The sequence below is a fragment of the Micromonospora lupini str. Lupac 08 genome, from assembly GCF_000297395.2.
GTDB lineage: Bacteria > Actinomycetota > Actinomycetes > Mycobacteriales > Micromonosporaceae > Micromonospora > Micromonospora lupini.
On sequence record NZ_HF570107.1, the window covers coordinates 176,415 to 192,099 of the forward strand.

Sequence of the window (15,685 nt, forward strand, 5' to 3'; positions counted from 1 at the left end):
TACGCCTCAGCCGATGGCCATGTCGACGAAGCGGGACAGGTGCAACTGGGCCGCGACCGTCACCGTGTCCGTCGGCCCATTCCGGTGCTTGGCGACAATGAAGTCCGCCTCGCCCGCCCGTGGCGACTCCTTGTCGTAGTAGTCGTCGCGGTGCAGCAGGATGACCACGTCGGCGTCTTGCTCGATCGAGTTGTGGGTGGCGATGCCGTTGGCAATGAAGTTGTGCTTCTCAAGCACGGTCGCGTCGAACACCTCCTGCTCACCGATCGGCTCGATAGACACGATCGAGTCCCAGAAGATGTCGTTGGTCGCGTGCAGGTCCAGGTCGGCAGCGTCGAGAACGCGGGCGATCGCCGCAAGTCGGGAGCGGCTGGGCGCACGCTTCCAGAGGATGCTGCCGCAGAACTGGGTACCGATTGCCTTCGCAAACTCGCGATGGGTCATCCCTTGCTCAACCAGGATCTCCTTGACCCTGGCCCACACCTCGCGCGGCACTGTGTCGACGTTCGTGTTGCTCTCCGTCGACTCCAACGAGGCAAGGAGAGCGGCACAACCCTCCGACCGCTGCCCGTGGACGCCGATCTCACGCAAGAACCTCAACTGGTCGTCGCGGCCGGAGACGTCGAGTGTGTACTGCGGACGATGACCCACCACCGGTACGACCTTCAGCCGGGCCGTGATGCCATACCTCAGGAGCAGTCGAGAGATGTCCTCAAGCAGTCGTCGGCTCGTGGACGCGAAGTAGACGCGTCCGCCGCGACCTGACTTGTTGACAGTCACCGACCCGTCCGTCGACCACAGGTGGCGCAGGAATGTGGTGACCTGCTCCTTCGGCAGGCTGAAGAGAGCCTGGGGGAGGAATTTCTCGTGTGATCTGAGGCCGAAGAGCCCCAAGCTGTCCAGCCACTCCGCGATCGGGTTACGCCGACCACGCGCCAGTCGGTACGGAGCGGGCAGGCGGAGCGTGGTCACTCTCGCCGCCGGATAGTCGTCACGCACGGCGCTGATCCCGAAATGCTTCGCCGCGTCCGTCACCGCCTGGAGGTTCAGCTCATCGCAACTGGCGTATCGGATCGGCTGACGCCGCACGAAGGAACCATCGCCGAGGAGATGCGCCAACATGACGACCTCGGCGTCGGCCCACGGCCGGACGGCCATTGGGGGCGGCAGGTGTCGCGGCGTGGCGATGCGATCTCCTGGTGAGAGTTCACCCAGGGGCACCCATCCGGTGAACGCGAGGAACGGGTGGTTGGCTGTGGCGTCGATTTGCTTGCCCGAAGCGAGGGTCAGACGAAAGACCTCGCGGGTGCCACTAGGAAAGACGTGAGTCATGGTGCGTGGGGTGTAGCGAAGGCCCTCATCCAGTGCCCAGACCGGGATGCCCTTCGCGCTGTTGGCTAGCAGTTCACCGAGCGTGACCTCACTATTGTCATCTGCTCGTATCAGTCGGGTGTCAGCCGTAAGGCACCCGGACTCACGCAGGTCGGACAGCTGTGGACGCTTGTCGGTGCGCTGCTCGGGACCACGGTTCAGCTGACTGACCGCGATGACCGGGCACTCGACCTCCTTGGCGAGCAGCTTCAGACCACGGGAGAGGTCCGCGACCTCCTGCTGCCGGCTCTCGGTGCGCTTGGGCGAGGTCATCAGCTGGAGATAGTCGACCACGATCATCTTGAGGTCGTGCCGCTGCTTGAGCCGGCGGGCCTTCGCCCGGATCTCCATCAGGTTCATGCTCGGGGTGTCGTCGACGAAGAGCGGCGCCTCGCTGATCTCACCCATGCACCGGGCCAGCTTGGTCCAGTCGTCGTCGGAGAGCTGCCCGCTGCGCAGCACGTGCAGCGGCACCCGCGCCTCGGCCGAGAGCAGTCGCATGACGATCTCGACCTTGCTCATTTCCAGCGAGAAGATGGCGGCAGCCTGATTGGCACGGATCGCGGCGTTCCGGGCGAAGTCCATACTCGCCGTGCTGTTGTGGGTTGGGATCATCGCCCGACTGGCCAGATAGAGATGCTCGGAGTTGTCCACCGTGACGCAGCGGACCGGCACGCTCGGCACCGGGCGCACGTCGACGATGAAGCGCGAGGTCGTCCGGACGTCGGAGGCGGTGCGGCGGCGTTCCGCGTGCGCGACCCGCTTTCGTTCGAGTCGGAAGATGACGTCCGGCGTGGAGAAGTTCACGGTGTACGCGATGGACGACTCGGGGGTGCGTCCGGGTACCGACTTCGCGTTCACCGTGCAGCGATAGCCGAGGCTGACGACGAGTTCGCGAACGTCGTCCGCCAGTCGCTTCGAGGTCGACGTGTACTGCAGGTTTCCCATGGGGGCGACGGTGCCATCGGTGTCCATCAGCCCCGCCAGCAACGCCCGGCGCTGGACCTCCGAGGCGCGCAGGTAGGTGTCAGGGATGTGCTTGGCCGCCGCCACTCCGACCTGACGGAGCAACCCGACGAAGGAACCGTTCCGGTTGTGGCAGTCGGCACACCTCCTGGTTGCCCGGTTCTCGCGCAACGCCCTGGTACGGACGCCGCAGTCCACGCAGACGCCGTTCCCCGCTGCGACAGGCGTGGGCGGGAGCAGAATGGTGTAGACCATTGGCCCGCTGGGTCGAACGACGAAGCCGTCCGCCTCGACGTGGTTGATCATCTCTGGGTCTGCGGTGGTGAATCGGCTGGCACCCGTGTGGCCGTCGCCGAGCCACGCCCCCAACGTGTAGGGCGGGACCACCAGTTCCCGATCAGGAAGGCGCAGGGGAGCGCTGTTCCGTACGGCGTGGTTGAGCCGGCGGTCAGCGGTGTCCGTACGCAGGGTTGCTGCGATCTCAGCAGTGGTGACGACACCGTCGTGGTCGACCCGGCTAGCGGCGTTGACCTCCCGCTCCGCGCGTTCGAGCAGCGCGCTCAGAAGGGGGCCGGCCGGATACCCGGGGGCGCTCCAGTTCCGCGCCCTGCCGTTGCGGACGATGGGACGGCTGATCCGGCCGACCGACCCGACCTGACGGGCGACGGTGTGCAGGACATGTCGGAACTCCGGCCCGACCTGCTCGATGGTGTCGAAGAGCGTGATCGGCTGGTTTCGCGAGGCGCCGAATCTCTCGTGTGCCGCACGTACGTTCGCCAGCGACGACTCGGACCAGTGCCGCCTCTGCCGTGCCGGAGGCTGCCGTCGACTCGCGCGGCTTGTCGTCTGCCACAGGTGCTCCGCATCCGCCACGATGACCGTGCCGTCGGAGAATTCAACCTCGTAACAGGGTCGGTCGTACATCACGTCGAAGGCGTGGGTGACCCTGGTGGGAGTGCCGTCCGCCGCCAGTAGTTGGTCGCCCACCCGGACCTCGCCCATGGTGGTCCAGCCATCCGGCGTCGGCAGCGGAGTGTCCAGGGCCAGCGCCTTTCCCAAACCAGGCCTACCCGCCACGATGATCAGTTGCCCCGCGTGCAGGCCGTTGAGCAGCCGGTCCAGGTCGGTGAAGCCGGTCGGCACGCCGGTCATCATCCCGCCCTGCGCACCCACCGCCTCGATCTCGTCGAGCGTCGGCTGGAGCATGTCGGCCAGGATCGCGAAGTCCTCGCTGACCCGACGTTCGGTGACGTCGTAGACGGCCTGCTGGGCGAGGTCCACGACGTCGTCGACGTCGCGGCTGCCGCCGTTGGCGGTGCCGTACCCCAGTTGCACGATCTTGGTGCCGGCCTCGACCAGCCGCCGCAGGACGGCCCGCTCGCTGACGATCCGCGCGTAGTAGGCGGCGTTCGCGGCGGTGGGCACGCTGGCGATGAGGGTGTGCAGGTAGGGCGCGCCGCCGACGCGGACGAGGTCGCCGGAGTCGGCGAGGGCCGCCGCTACGGTGATCGAGTCGGCCGGCTCACCCCGGCCGTAGATGTCCAGGATGATGTCGAAGATGGTGGCGTGCACCGGCCGGTAGAAGTCGTTGGTCTTGAGGATCTCGACGACGTCGGCGATGGCGTCCTTGGAGAGCAGCATGCCGCCGAGGACGCACTGCTCGGCCGCGACGTCCTGGGGTGGGGTCTTGTCGAACTGGCCGTCCCGCTGCACGGGCGGCTGGCCGCCGCCGGGCCGTGACTCCGCCCGCCTGTCGTCGGTGACCGACACGGGTCCCCCCTCCACTGCGTCGGATCCGGTCCCAGCTCTACCGCCGGGGTACGACAGTTCTCCTCCGACCAGGCCGGTCGATCGGGGGCCATCGCGCCGGCGGTCGAGGGCCAACCATACGGACCCCGAGGTCAGCGACTCAACAAGCCCGGTGGACGAGCCTCGGGACAACCTGTGGACACCGGTGGGCGAGCATGTGCGCAGGGTGTGCACAGGCTGTGGACAACGGTTGGGGAATTCTCGACCACAGGCCTCTGAGCTGCTGAAACGCGGTCCCCAGCCTGTGGAGGAGAATATTTCGGTCGGTTCTGTGACACGATCTTCCCGTACTATCTCCAGCGAACGGCTACACCTGGACAGCGGATTACGCTTTCGGTTCAGAAGGGTCACACTCCGGCCGTGAGTTACCGGGACTGGGGACGCGGGGAGGGCAGCCCGCGCGAGCGCCCGCCGACCGCCTCGTGGGGTGAGCCCATGCTGCCCTCTCCGGTCGACCCGTACGACGAGGACGCGCGCTATCGCACCTCCAGTCGGCGGCGCGCGCTGGACCGTGGGCAGGACGAACCGGTCGACGCCTACCTGCCGCGGTGGGCGCTGGAGTCGGGGGTTCGGCACGCCGACGGCGGTGGGCGGCATGCCGCGCCCGACGAGGACGAGCCCGAGGTCGAGGTCGAGCGCCCGAGTTCCGGGGGCGGCTGGCGCAGCGCCGAGACGACGGGTCCCCGACGGCGTGCGATCGAGACGGGTCGGCGCGAGCAGCCGGCGATCGGCGCGGGCCCCGATTCGGACCACACCCGGGAGTGGACGCTCGACCGACCGCAGGAGCGGGGGTACGCGGGCCGTCGGCGTGCCGACGCGGCGGAGGAGCAGCCGGTCTCCGGCGCGGCCCCGGATCGTCGTCCCCGTCGTGCGCCCGCCGGCCGTCCGCAGGTGATCTGGTCCGGTGGGGACCTGGAGGCCGACTCGGCCGACGTGACGGCTCGTCCGGAGCCGAGCCGGCCGACGCGGCGCAGCCGACGGGCGGCGGAGGAGTCCTGGACGCGTCCGGCGGTGGATCCGTGGGAACGCGGGCCGGAGCGGGCCGTGGAGCCCGAGTCGTCGTACGCGCCTGCGGTGGATCCGTGGGACGCCTCGGGTGTGCACACGTGGCCGCCGGCCGGCCCGGACGGCACCGACCTGAGCGAGCAGTGGTCGCAGGCGGAGAGCGTCGGTGGCTGGGAGCGGTCGGATCGCACCGGCCAGTGGGAACGCTCGGCTGTCGAGGACGACCAGTGGGACCGGACGCTCCCACCCCGTTCCGACCGGTTCACGGCGGCAGAGGGGTGGCCGAGCCGGGACAACGGTTTCTGGCCCGGTACGCGGTTGTCCGGTGACGATCCGCGCTGGATGGATACGACGACGTCGGCGCCCCGGTCGCCGGTGGTGGGTTACACGGCTCCGCGACCGCGCAGTGCTCCCGTACCCCCGGATGGCGCGCGGCGTCGGGCGGACCGGTCTTCGGTCGGCGCGGCGTCGGTCCGGCGGCGGGTCGAGTCGGTGGCCACGGGCGGTTGGGCGCGTCGTCTGGAGGACGACCTGCTCGACCCGGATCCCGGTGGGTCCGTCCGGCCTCTGCTCTACACCACCGCCTGTTATCTGGTGCCGGCGGTGCTGATCTTCCTGTGGTTGCTGACGTTGGACGGGCAGGCGCCGGCCGGGTGTGTCACCGACATCAGCGGGGGTGGCTGCGACTCCGCCCGGTCGCGCGCGCTGGAGTCGCTGTTGGCCGGCTCGCCGCGTTTCGGGTTGGCGCTGGTGAGCAGTCTGGTGGTGGCGGCCCTGCTGCGGCGGGTCGGCACGACGTGGCGGTCGGCCACCATCGCGCTGGCCGCGGCGGTGGTCGGCGGTGGCCTCTCCACGGTGCTGATCAGCGTGGTGACCGGTCAGCCGATCGGCTGACGCGCCACGATCCCGCCAGGGTATGCGCGAGGGCCCGCACCGATCGCTCGGTGCGGGCCCTCGTCGTGGTGCAGCTGGTCGTCAGCCCTGAACGACGTTCAGGTTGAACGACGCGGTGACCTCGGGGTGCAGCTTGATCTTCACCGGGTAGGTGCCGGTCGACTTGATGTGACCGGGCACCTCCAGCCGGCGACGGTCGAGGACCGGACCGCCGGCGCCCTTGACGGCGTCGACGATCTCGGCCGAGGTGACCGAGCCGAAGAGCCGACCGCCGTCGCCGGCGCGGGCCTTCAGGTTGACCTTGAGACCCTCGAGCTGACCCTTGACCTCGTTCGCGTGGTCGAGGTCGCGGATCTCGCGGGCCGAACGGGCCCGCTTGATGACCGTGACCTGCTTTTCCGCGCCCTTGGTCCAGGCGATCGCGAAGCCCTGCGGCAGCAGGTAGTTACGGCCGAAGCCGTCCTTGACCTCGACGATGTCGCCCGGGGCACCGAGGCCGGACACTTCCTGAGTCAGGATGATCTTCATATCGGTGCCTCCTCTCAGCGGGCCGTTGCGGTATACGGCAGGAGCGCCATCTCGCGGGCGTTCTTGACCGCGCGGGCGATCTGCCGCTGCTGCTGCGAGGTCACACCGGTGACCCGCCGAGCGCGGATCTTGCCGCGGTCGGAGATGAACTTGCGCAGCAGCGCCGTGTCCTTGTAATCGATATAGGTGATCCCGTCCTTGTCGAGCGGGTTCACCTTCTTCTTAGGCTTGCGAAGTGCCGCAGCCTTGGCCATTGACCTTGCTCCTGGTTTGCGATCGCGGGCGCTCGGCGCCATTAGAACGGAGGCTCCTCGTCGAAGTTGCCGCCCGAACCGGCACGCGCGGGAGAGGGTGCGGCCGAAGCCCAGGGGTCGTCGAAGTTGCCTCCGCCGCCACCCTGGCCACCACCACCACCGCCGCCACCACCGAAGCCGCCGCCACCGCCACCGGAGCGGGACATCTTCTGCACCTTCGCCGTGGCGTAGCGCAGCGACGGGCCGATCTCGTCGACCTCAAGCTCGATGACGGTGCGCTTCTCACCCTCGCGGGTCTCGTACGACCGCTGACGCAGCCGACCCGAGACGATCACGCGGGCGCCCCGCTGCAGCGACTCGGCGACGTGCTCCGCCGCCTGACGCCACACGGTGCAAGCCAGGAAGAGCGGCTCGCCGTCCTTCCACTCATTGGTGGTCTTGTCCATGAAACGGGGCGTCGAAGCGACCCGGAACTTGGCGACCGCCGCACCGGACGGGGTGAACCGCAACTCGGGGTCATCGGTCAGGTTGCCGATGACCGTGATGGTGGTGTCTCCTGCCATGACCATCTCCTCGCGCACTCAGCGTCTCGCCGTACAGGCTCTCAGAGCCGTACGACAGAGTCGCGGAGGCTGATCCGGGCGAACCGGGTTGAATGCCGGACTGAATGCTTAGCGCATCTCCGGCCGGATGACCTTGGTGCGCAGCACCGACTCGTTCAGCCGGAGCTGACGGTCCAGCTCGGCCACGGCAGCAGGCGTAGCCTGCAGGTCGACGACGGCGTAGATGCCCTCGGCCTTTTTGTTGATCTCGAACGCGAGGCGCCTGCGGCCCCACACGTCCGTCTTCTCAACCGAGCCACCCGCGGTCCGGATCACGTTCAGGTACGTGTCGAGCGACGGGGCGACGGTGCGTTCCTCGAGGCTGGGGTCGAGGATCACCATGATCTCGTAATGACGCAAGACGTGCTCACCTCCTGTGGGCTAAGCGGCCACGGTCCTTCCGTGGCAGGAGGTCGTGCGTCGCTGCCCGCACGTGCCGGGGGAACCCGGCCGGACGCGGACAACCTGACCAGGATACCCGGTCCGGACGATCATGCCCGGGGTGGTCGGGTCGGTGCTCCGCGCACACCGACGGGGGCCCGCCACCCGACCGTCACTGGTCGGTGGCGAGCCCCCGTCAACGAGGCCGCGGGGCGTCCCGTCCGCATTCCTTGGGTGGGACCTGGGGAGGAACGACCACACCGATGAGGTTGGACCGAAGACGCCCCGCGGAGCTTTATCGTGTTGTTATCTGACGGTACAACGGCTCTCGTGCCTTGTTGGGGCAAAAGGCGGAATTCTCCAAGATTCTGCAGCGGCGGCAGATCTGGTACGTCGAGGGGTCGCCCCCGCGGCGCCGGGCCGCGCCGCAGGGGTGACCTCGCTGTCGGGCCGACGAGCGCCGAGTGCCATGCGCGGCGTACCCGCCACGCGCAGCCCCGGGCCCTGCTCGCCGGGTTCCACCCCATCAACGATCGTCGAGCAGTCGGGGTGACGCGACGAGTGACGACACCGCGCCGGCCGTCACCGCAGCCGTCGGGGTCGCGACGTAGGCTCGCTGCCATGCGTATCGGAGCCCACGTCGACTCGACCGACCCGCTGGCGGAGGCGGCCGCCCGGTCCGCCGACACCGTGCAGTTCTTCCTCTCCGACCCGCAGGGATGGAAGGCCCCCAAGCTGCGGGAGGACGCCGAGCGGCTGCGCGCCGCCGAGGTCGACCTCTACGTGCACGCGCCGTACGTCATCAACGTGGCGACCCTCAACAACCGCATCCGGATCCCCAGCCGAAAGCTGCTGCTGGGCCACGCCACCGCGGCGGCCGCGATCGGCGCCCGGGGCCTGATCGTCCACGGCGGGCACGTCAACGCCGGGGACGACCTGGCGGTCGGCTTCGACAACTGGCGCAAGACATTCGCGTACGCGGCCGACTCCGGCGGCTTCGGCGTCCCGGTTCTCATCGAGAACACCGCCGGCGGCGACAACGCCTGCGCCCGCCGGCTGGACGCGCTGGCCCGGCTCTGGGACGCCATCGGCGACCACGAGGTCGGCTTCTGCCTCGACACGTGCCACGCGTACGCCGGCGGCGAGGAGTTGCTCGGCCTGGTCGACCGGGTCAAGGCGATCACCGGTCGGATCGATCTGGTGCACGCCAACAACTCCAAGGGCGCGTTCAACTCCGGTCAGGACCGGCACGACAACCTGGACGGCGGGACGATCGACCCGGAGCTGGTGGTGGCCGTGATCCGGGCCGCCGGGGCTCCAGTGGTCGTCGAGACCCCGGGCGGCGTGGCCGGCCAGGCGGCCGACATCGACTTCCTCCGCCAGCAGCTCGGGACGGAGCGCTCGGCCGCATGACCACCGGACAGCCCGGGAACGCCCGGCCCACGCCGACCGACGACGCCCCGAGCCGTCCGGCACCGACGCGCGCCGGGGACCCTCCGGCCCCGCCAGCTCCCGCCGCCGCCTCGACGTCCGCCGACACGACAGTCACCGCCTCGTCGTCCGCCGACGCGACCGTCGATACCGGCGCGGACAGCCCGTCCCGCGCCGCTGCCACGACGGCCGGCAGCGCCGAGACTCCCACCGCCACGAACGGCCGCCCGAAGCTCGACGTCACCAAGGACGACATCGCCACGGCCGGCGACACGAAGAGCGCCACGAAGGGCGACGGCACGAAGGGCGACGGCACGAAGGGCAACACGAAGGCCGGCGACACGAAAGCCAACGACGCGAAGAACGCCACGAAGGCCGGCGACACGAAAGACGGCACGAAAGCCAGCGGCGCGAAAGTCGCCGCAAAGGACGCCGCGCAGGGTGGCGCGGTCAAGGACGCCGACGAGGCCAAGGGTACGAAGGCGGATGACGCCGACGGCGACACGAAGCCGGTCGAGGCCGATCGCTGGGAGGCGTTCGCCTCGGCGCCGGAGCCGCGGCCCAGCCGACTCGGCCGAGCCGCGCGCGCCGTCGGCCGGCTCCTGGTCCACGAGTGGACCCTGGCCACCCTCGGAGCGCTGGCGTTGGCCGTGCTGATGACCTGGCCGACGCTGCGCTACCCGCGCTACACACTTCCGCAGGACCACTGGGACCCGAGCCTGCAAGCCTGGCAGATGGCGTGGTCCGGGCACATCCTGCTGGCGGACCCGGCGCGACTGTGGCAGTCCAACACGTTCTTCCCGGAGCTGTGGAGCTTCGCGTTCTCCGACACACTGCTCGGCTACGCCCCGGCCGGGATGCTCGGCAGCGGCCCCGAGGACGCGGTGCTGCGCTACAACATCATGTTCGTGCTGGCGCACGCGCTCGCCACGCTCGGGGCGTACGCGCTGGCCCGGCAGCTTGGCGCCGGCCGGATCGGCGCCGCGGTGGCCGGGGTGGGCTACACCTACGCGCCGTGGCTGTTGGCCCAGGCCGGGCACCTGCACGTGCTCTCCAACGGTGGCATCCCGCTGGCCCTCGCGATGCTCGCGCGGGGGCACGGCTGGTCGCTGCGGCACGGCTACCGGCCGGAGCGGCGACACGACGCCTGGGTGTACGCCGGCTGGCTGGTGGCGGCCTGGCAGATCAGCCTCGGCTTCGGCATCGGCCTGCCGTTCGCGTACTTCCTGGCCGGCGGGGTGCTCGTCGTCGCGGTGCTGTTCGGGGTTCGCCGGCTGAGGTCCGGCCGGGCGCTGCCGTTCGGCCGCCGACTCCTCGTGGCCGACCTGGTCGGTGGGGTGTTCTTCGCCGGGGTGGGCCTGCTGATGGCGCTCCCGTACTTCCAGGTGACCGAGCTGCACCCGTACGCCGAGCGGACGATCCGCGACATCAGCATCTTCTCGCCGCCGGCGTCCGGCTTCGTGACCGCGCCCGCCGAATCGCGGATCTGGGGCGGGTTGCACGAAGGCGCCCGTGCGGCGCTGCCGTGGCATCCGGAGATGACGCTGCTGCCGGGCTTCGTGCTCTACGCGCTGGCCATCGGTGGGTTGTTCTTCTCGGTCTGGCGGCTACGGCACCGGTTGCTGCTGCTCGTCGGGGTGCTGGTGACGATGGCCTTCGCGATGGGCACCCGCTTCTTCGACGGCACGTTCACCTACGTGCCGCTGTTCGAGCACGCGCCGGGCTGGAACGCGCTGCGTACCCCGGGCCGGTTGATGCTCTGGACGACGTTGCTTCTCGCGTTGCTCGCGGCGGGCGCGATCACCGCTCTCACCGACCGGGTCCGTGAGCTGGCCGCGCAGAGGATCCCGTCCTGGCCGGGGCCGTGGCTGCGGATGGCCACCCTGTTGCCGCTGCTGCTGGTCACACTCGAGGGCCTGAACGCCACCCCGCATCCGGTGGTGCCGGCCCAACCGGCGGCGATGCGGTCGGCGGAGGGGCCGCTCCTGGTGCTGCCCAGCGACCAGAGCACCGACCAGCACGTGATGCTCTGGTCGACAAGCGGGTTCCCGGATGTGGTGAACGGCGGCAGCGGCTTCACGCCTCGGCAGCTCGACGACGTCCGACGGGTCAGCCAGTCGTTCCCCGACCAGACGAGCGTCGACTACCTGCGGACGCTCGGCGTCCGCACGGTGGTGCTGCTCCGCGGCCAGGTGCCCGGCACACCGTGGGAGATCACCATCAACGCACCGGTCGAGTCCCTCGGCATCACGCGTCAGGACGTCGGCGACGCCGTCGTCTACCGGCTCTGACGCCCTCGCTCTCGCTCACGTCGTGGTGATCGCGGGCTCGGGTTCGGGCTCGCTTGTCGACTCCCGGCGACGCCAGCGATCCAACCAGGGTGCGTCCGGTGCGCCGTCGAGCACGCCGCCGTCCGGGTCGTCGGCGTAGGTGGCCCGTACCGCGTCCTGCTCGGGGTGCAGGATCTCCCGGATGACCAGCACGCACAGGGTCACCACGGTCGCCAGCCGCAGCGTCGCGGCCAGCACGAACACACCCTCCGGGAAGACCGGGCGGCTGGTCGCCGCGCCGAGCAACTCACCGTAGAAGGCGACGAAGTAGCAGACCTCGGCGAGCTGCCAGGCCAGGAAGGCGCCCCACTTCGGGCGGGCCAGCACCACCAGCGGCAGCATCCAGAGCACGAACTGCTGGGACCAGACCTTGCTGAAGATGAGGAACGCGGCGACCACCAGGAAGGCGAGCTGGGCGAGCCGAGGCCGGCGCGGCGCCCGCAGCGCCAGCACGGCCACGCCGAGGCAGGCCAGCCCGAACAGGGCGTACGAGAGAGTGTTGAGGGCCGGGATGTTGGCGTTCAACCATTCGAACGGGCCCTGCTGGCCGGGGTCGTTGCCGACCTTGCCGTCGAGGTAGCGACCGATGTACCAGAGCGTTCCCCAGTCGATCGGCCGGGTGGTGTTCAACTCGAAGAACCGGCCCCAGTTGTCCGGATTGGCGCGGTAAGCCGGCAGGTTCACCAGGACCACGGCCGCCACCGCCGTCCCGAGGGCGGTGAGCGCGGCGCGGAGGCGGTTGGCCCGCAGCGCCAGGATGAGGATCGGCCCCAGCACGAACAGCGGCCAGAGTTTCGCCGCGCCGGCCAGGCCGAGCAGCACGCCGGCCACGGCGGGTCGTCGCCGGGCCCAGGCGAACAGACCGAACGCCGCCAACCCGATGGCGAGCAGGTCCCAGTTGACGGTCGCGGTGAGCAGCAGCGCCGGGGCGATTGCGAACAACGCGGCGTCCCAGGGTCGTCGGCGGCGCAACGCCAGGATCACCGCCACGGTGGCCACGGCGAGCGCGCCGAGCACGATCGCGTTGAGGTTGTAGAACCATTGGCCCTGGTTGATGCTCGGGTCGCCGTCGCCGATCGCGTGCACCGGCAGACCCAGCGCCCCCATGAAATAGCCGGTCAGCACCGGGTATTCCACCGGGTGGTCCCGGTAGGGCACCTTGCCCTCGTTGAGACCCTCGGCGTAGTAGAGGGCGAGCACGTCGGTGTAGCAGAAACGCGTGTACTGGACGTTCTTCTGCCATGCGCCGTCCTGGCACGGGGATTTCTGCACCCAGTGCAGCGCGAGCGTGAGGCAGACCAGCGCCAGGACGATCCGGACGGCGGTCCAGAATCGGCGCTCGTGGCCGGCCGGCCGGTCGAGTGCCGTCGCGTGGTCGCCCAACGGGCCGCCGATCGCACCGGAGAGGCCGCGGACGAACCCGTCGGAGCGGGACGGGTGGTCGGTGGTGCCGGCGTCGTCGATGCCGGGCGTCGACTGGGTGCTCATGAAAAGGCATCCTGCCGTACGACCGGGGTTCGCGTCCTGTCCCGACGCGGAGATCGGGGGTACGGAAACGCCGCCGCCGACCGGACGGGTCGTCCAGCCGGCGGCGGCGTCATGCGCGGGAGTGGGTCAGTCCCGAGTGGTCGGTGGCAGGTCGGGCAGCAGCTAACCGCCGTTTCCACCGTTTCCGGGGCCGCCGGGACCGCCCGGGCCGCCGGGACCGTTGCCGCCGGGGTTGCCGTCGTTACGCGGGCAGAACGGGTTGGTCAGCGGGTCACAGGGCTGCCCGCCCGGTCCACCCGGTCCACCCGGCTGACCGCCGGGCGGCGGCGGGGGCGGGGGCGCCGCCTCACCGTTACCGGCGGCCGGGTCGCCCATGTTCGCCGCGGGCGGGAAGTCGCGCTTCTCCTTGCCCTTCAGCGCCTCGTTCATGAACCGTTCCCAGATGTCACCGGGGAGGTTGCCACCACTGACCTTGCGGTTGTCCTTGAGGATGAGTGGCTTCCGGGCGTTCACGTTGCCCACCCAGACCGCGGTGGCCAGTTGTGGCGTGTAGCCGATCATCCAGGCGTCACCGTTGTCGGAGCTGTCGCCCTTGAGTTCCCAGGTACCGGTCTTGGAGGCCGCCTTACGGCCGTCGTCGAGTGTGTGGTGGACCGCTGCCGGATAGTCCTCCAGCACCGACGTCACGTCGGCGACCACGTCCTTGTCGATCCGCCGCTTCGAGTCGAGCTTCTCGCTGGAGACCTTGTCCCACTTGCCGGTGTTCGGGTTCTGCTTCTCCACGGAGTAGAGGAAGTGCGCCTTGTTGTAGACGCCCCCGTTGGCGAAGGTGGCCACGCCGTTGGCGTGGTCCAGCACAGTGATCGGGTACTGGCCGTAGCCGACCACGTTGAAGAACGGATCCGGCGTGATGTCCTTCGGGTCCGCCTTGGTCAGGTCGTACGCCTTCGCCGGGTTGGTGTCGGTGCGCCACATGGTGGTGACACCGGCCTGCTTGGCCATGTCCACGACCTTGTCCGCGCCGATCTCCTGGGTGACGTAGTAGAACGGCACGTTCAGCGACTTGAGCGTGGACACGCGAAGCGTGCAGGAGTTGTGGCAGGTTGGGTCGTCCGTACCGGCGTTGCTGACCTTGAACTTGGTGCCCTCGGGGGTGAACGCCTTGCCCTTCCACCGGGACTCGAGCGCCTTCTGGGCCTTGAGCGCGGCGGCCAGGGTGTAGATCTTGAAGCTTGAGCCGGGTGAGTGGCCACCGCTGATCGCGCCGGTGGAGTCGGTGTTCTTGCCGGCGTAGTCGGTGCCGGTGCCGTTGTCACCCCCGTAGTAGGCGACCACCCGGCCGTTCAAGGGATCGATCGAGACCACCGCGGCCATGAGGTTCTTCGGCTGGTCGGCCAACTCGGAGCCCTTGGTCTTGCGCTGGGCCGTCGCGACCGCCGCCGCCTGCATCTTGGTGTCGATGGTGGTGCGGATCCGGTAACCGCCGGCCATCAGCGCCTGGGAGCACAGGGGCTTGGCGTCCGTCACCTGCTCGTCCTTGTCAACGCAGATGCCCTTGTCGCGCATCTCCTCGCGGACGTAGTTGATGACGTTGCCGTACGGCGTGTCGACGCCGTAGTCGAGCCCGACGCCGCCCTTCTTCGGGCTCTTGAGGGTCTTCGTCGGGTACTCGGTGGGCCGGTCGGCCGCGCCCAGCCAGCCCTCCTTGACCATGCCGTCGATGACGTAGTTCCAGCGGTCCTGTGCGGCGGTCGGGTTGATCGCCGGGTCGAACCCCTGGTGTGTCGCGCTGGGCTCCGGCTGCTTGATCAGGGCGGCGAGCACCGCGCCCTCGGCAGGGGTCAGCTTCGTCACCGACTTGCCGAAGTAGGTCTGCGCCGCTGCCTCGATGCCGTAGGCGCCCCGGCCGAAGTAGATCACGTTGAGGTAGTGCTGCATGATCTGCGGCTTGGTGTACTCGTCGTTCAGCTTGGAGGCGAAGATCGCCTCCTTCACCTTGCGCCCGTACGTGTCTTCCTTGAGGTTCTCGATCGCGTTGCGGGCGTACTGCTGGGTGATCGTCGAGGCGCCCTGCTTGTCACCACCGGAGACGTTGTTCCACGCGGCCCGGACGATGCCCTTGTAGTCCACACCGGAGTGTCGGTAGAAGTTGCGGTCCTCGGCTGCCGCAACCGCGTGCTGCACGTGCTCCGGGATCTGGTCGATGGTGACAAGCGTGCGGTTCTGCGAGCCGACCTTGGCGATGATCGTCTTGTTGTCGAACGCGTACAGGGTGGTCGCCTGCGGCGGCGTGATCTCGTCCGGCATGACGACGTTCGTCGAGTAGTAGGTGAACCCGACCACGCCGGCACCGGCGAGCATGATGAAGATGGCGAACCCGGCGATCACCAGGTTCATTCGCTTGCGCTTCTTGGCCCGGGCCGCCCCGGCCGGGTCACCCGCGCCGCGGCCACCTCGGCCACCTCGGCCCGGCCCGTTCGGCCCACCGGGTCCTCCGGGGCCGCCCGGCCCGCCGGAGACCGGGGAGACGCTCGCCCGGGCGACCGCGGCGCGGCCGCCCACCGACGCCGAGCCGACACTGGCCCGGCCCGCCGAGGCGGCGCCGACGGCAGCGGCGCCGACACGT

Annotated in this window: 10 protein-coding genes; 3 read left to right on the top strand and 7 right to left on the bottom strand. The window is 69.5% G+C overall.

The window, feature by feature from the left end; all coding sequences use genetic code 11:
- Positions 1–6 precede the first annotated feature (6 nt).
- Complete coding sequence (locus MILUP08_RS00905; RefSeq protein WP_337588090.1) at positions 7–4,497, bottom strand: replicative DNA helicase; 4,491 nt, start codon at positions 4,495–4,497, stop codon at positions 7–9.
- 9 nt (positions 4,498–4,506) lie between these two features.
- Between MILUP08_RS00905 and MILUP08_RS00910 the strand changes: the two genes are divergently transcribed.
- Positions 4,507–6,045, top strand: a complete 1,539-nt coding sequence (locus tag MILUP08_RS00910) for a hypothetical protein (protein WP_007453814.1) — start codon at positions 4,507–4,509, stop codon at positions 6,043–6,045.
- Positions 6,046–6,126: 81 nt separating this feature from the next.
- Here MILUP08_RS00910 and rplI read toward each other — a convergent pair whose 3' ends face one another.
- The 4 genes from rplI to rpsF form a co-directional block, all read right to left on the bottom strand.
- A complete protein-coding gene (gene rplI, locus MILUP08_RS00915) occupies positions 6,127–6,573 on the bottom strand; it encodes a 50S ribosomal protein L9 (protein ID WP_007453817.1) in 447 nt (148 codons plus the stop codon).
- Positions 6,574–6,587: 14 nt separating this feature from the next.
- A complete protein-coding gene (rpsR, locus tag MILUP08_RS00920) occupies positions 6,588–6,827 on the bottom strand; it encodes a 30S ribosomal protein S18 (RefSeq protein ID WP_007073789.1) in 240 nt (79 codons plus the stop codon).
- Positions 6,828–6,868: 41 nt separating this feature from the next.
- Complete coding sequence (locus MILUP08_RS00925) at positions 6,869–7,408, bottom strand: single-stranded DNA-binding protein (RefSeq protein ID WP_193376555.1); 540 nt, start codon at positions 7,406–7,408, stop codon at positions 6,869–6,871.
- Between the two features lie 90 nt (positions 7,409–7,498).
- On the bottom strand, positions 7,499–7,789 hold the full coding sequence (rpsF, locus tag MILUP08_RS00930; RefSeq protein WP_007453836.1) for a 30S ribosomal protein S6: 291 nt from the start codon (positions 7,787–7,789) through the stop codon (positions 7,499–7,501).
- A 642-nt stretch (positions 7,790–8,431) separates the two neighbouring features.
- Between rpsF and MILUP08_RS00935 the strand changes: the two genes are divergently transcribed.
- Positions 8,432–9,223, top strand: a complete 792-nt coding sequence (locus MILUP08_RS00935) for a deoxyribonuclease IV (protein ID WP_007453838.1) — start codon at positions 8,432–8,434, stop codon at positions 9,221–9,223.
- The gene (locus tag MILUP08_RS00940) at positions 9,220–11,532 is read left to right on the top strand and encodes a hypothetical protein (protein ID WP_007453840.1); all 2,313 of its coding nucleotides are present in this window, start codon (positions 9,220–9,222) and stop codon (positions 11,530–11,532) included. Before MILUP08_RS00935 ends, MILUP08_RS00940 begins: the two co-directional genes overlap by 4 nt.
- A 15-nt stretch (positions 11,533–11,547) precedes the next feature.
- On the opposite strand, the gene MILUP08_RS00945 is transcribed toward MILUP08_RS00940, so the two are convergent.
- Positions 11,548–13,059: a glycosyltransferase family 87 protein gene (locus MILUP08_RS00945; RefSeq protein ID WP_007453842.1), complete on the bottom strand. Its 1,512-nt coding sequence runs from the start codon at positions 13,057–13,059 to the stop codon at positions 11,548–11,550.
- Positions 13,060–13,221: 162 nt separating this feature from the next.
- A partial coding sequence (locus MILUP08_RS00950; protein ID WP_144056848.1) for a transglycosylase domain-containing protein occupies positions 13,222–15,685 on the bottom strand: 2,464 nt, incomplete at its 5' end.

What these genes read in the sequence shown, in the direction of transcription:
- rplI (WP_007453817.1), bottom strand. Translation starts at nt 6,573, where the DNA reads ATGAAGATCATCCTGACTCAGGAAGTGTCCGGCCTCGGTGCCCCGGGC.
- MILUP08_RS00940 (WP_007453840.1), top strand. Translation starts at nt 9,220, where the DNA reads ATGACCACCGGACAGCCCGGGAACGCCCGGCCCACGCCGACCGACGAC.
- MILUP08_RS00945 (WP_007453842.1), bottom strand. Translation starts at nt 13,059, where the DNA reads ATGAGCACCCAGTCGACGCCCGGCATCGACGACGCCGGCACCACCGAC.
- MILUP08_RS00935 (WP_007453838.1), top strand. Translation starts at nt 8,432, where the DNA reads ATGCGTATCGGAGCCCACGTCGACTCGACCGACCCGCTGGCGGAGGCG.
- rpsR (WP_007073789.1), bottom strand. Translation starts at nt 6,827, where the DNA reads ATGGCCAAGGCTGCGGCACTTCGCAAGCCTAAGAAGAAGGTGAACCCG.